Here is a 1,747-nt window from a genome sequence, read left to right on the forward strand (position 1 = left end):
GGACTTTAAAAGCCCCCACCATAGCTGTACCCAGCTTGGTGGCGGGTAGTTTACAATTGTACTAGTCTCTTTGACACTCCCCTGGCTCAAGCCACGGGGATTCTTAAGACATCACTGCCTTAATATCCTGATTAATCAGGTTCCCAGGCTCAGAAAGTCACGGGGTTTTCAGGTATGCTCCTTATAATTATCTCCAACTTGACAGGGGTGGAGTCCGCAAAAGTTCCTGACTTAGTTGGTCGTGAAGGTGACCGTTAGTTGCTAGAATCCGACCAGACTCCATTTGTAACGGACTCCCATCGTAAGCAGTGACTTTGCCTCCAGCTTCCTCTACTAATACTACTCCAGCGGCAATATCCCAGGATTTTATCCCTCTTTCCCAGTAGCCATCTAGTCTGCCGCAAGCTACATCTGTTAAATCAAGGGAGGCAGAGCCGCTACGGCGTACCCCTTGAGTTAGGTGAGTCAGGTGACAGAATTCAGCATAATTATTATCTGAGGTTTCTCTGCGATCGTAGGCAAAACCTGTAACTAGCAGACTTTTGCTTAATTCAGGGGTGTGAGAAACTCGGATGGGCTTTCGATTGCAGGTTGCACCCAAACCCCTAGCAGCGCGAAATAATTCATTGCGAAAGGGATTATAAATGGCTCCTACCTGGGGCTTTCCGGAAATTAATAACCCAATAGATATGGTTGACATCGGATACTGATGGGCGTAATTGGTCGTTCCATCTAGAGGATCGATCGCCCAGAGGTAATCGCTCTGATTGTTTCCGATTAGACCAGATTCTTCTGCTAGAATGTCATGATCGGGAACATGACGGGACAGCACTTTGAGAATTTCTGCTTCTGCTTCTTTATCGGCAATAGTTACTAAATCACCAGGACGACCTTTTTCTTCTATTTCCTCTAATTTACCCCAGTAGGATTGTACGATCGCACCCGCTGCCATAACTGCTTCGGTGGCAATATCTAAAAAGATTTCGAGTTGTTTGTTCGTTGTCATTTGTCATTTGTTGTTTGTTGTTTGTTGTTGGCAAAGAGTTCCCTATTCCCGATTATCCGTCACATAATATACATTCTCCACCACAATGTCAGAAGATCTATCAAAAATTGGCTTTGTCCCCCTTGTCAACAACCAACAACCAACAACCAACAACTAACAACCAACAACCATTAAGGATTTTGCCGTCGAAATTCTGCTGGAGTCAAGCGCATCGGTTTGTCTGGCTTCCAAATCCCATATCCCATAATTCTGGCGTATTCCTGAGCTTGGATTAAGCGATCGCTATATTTATTATTAGGCTCGCGTACTGCGGCTAACACGTATCCTTCTTTCACCAACTTTTCGTTGAGCAATACGCCGTTATACCAAATATATGCTAACCAGCGACCGAAACTATCTTTTCGCTGGGCATCAAATTCCAAGAAAACAGGTTTTAATACTAGTTTTTCTCCCCTAACTTCACCAATTGTTTCCTCAATAATATTTTTTGCCGCTTCTCCCCAAGGTTGCTGCTTGATATCTGGTGCTTCAATACCAATTAACCTTACCCGTGTAATTAAAGCAGGTCGTTGGTTGGGATTCAATACCTCCATCGTTTGTCCGCTAACTACCCGCTGTACTTGTGCAGGAGTACCCGGCGATACATTCGTCGGTTGGCAACCTCCTATAAATAGGAGACAACAGCAAATGAGGCATAATCGCCAGATATGGGGAAGGGAGAATGGGTTTTTTGGAGTGGGT

At 44.8% G+C, this 1,747-nt stretch carries 2 protein-coding genes; both read right to left on the reverse strand.

Annotation, left to right across the window (positions count from 1 at the left end):
- Positions 1–187: 187 nt before the first annotated feature.
- Positions 188–1,006 (reverse strand): inositol monophosphatase family protein, encoded by an 819-nt coding sequence (locus tag NJ959_RS29080; RefSeq protein WP_254015242.1) that lies wholly within the window; start codon positions 1,004–1,006, stop codon positions 188–190.
- Positions 1,007–1,176: 170 nt separating this feature from the next.
- Entirely contained in the window at positions 1,177–1,713 is a 537-nt protein-coding gene (locus NJ959_RS29085; RefSeq protein WP_254015243.1) for a thermonuclease family protein, read from the reverse strand.
- Between the last annotated feature and the right edge of the window lie 34 nt (positions 1,714–1,747).

Source organism: Limnofasciculus baicalensis BBK-W-15, from assembly GCF_024178385.1.
GTDB classification, from domain to species: domain Bacteria; phylum Cyanobacteriota; class Cyanobacteriia; order Cyanobacteriales; family Coleofasciculaceae; genus Limnofasciculus; species Limnofasciculus baicalensis.

What these genes read in the sequence shown, in the direction of transcription:
- NJ959_RS29080 (WP_254015242.1), bottom strand. Translation starts at nt 1,006, where the DNA reads ATGACAACGAACAAACAACTCGAAATCTTTTTAGATATTGCCACCGAA.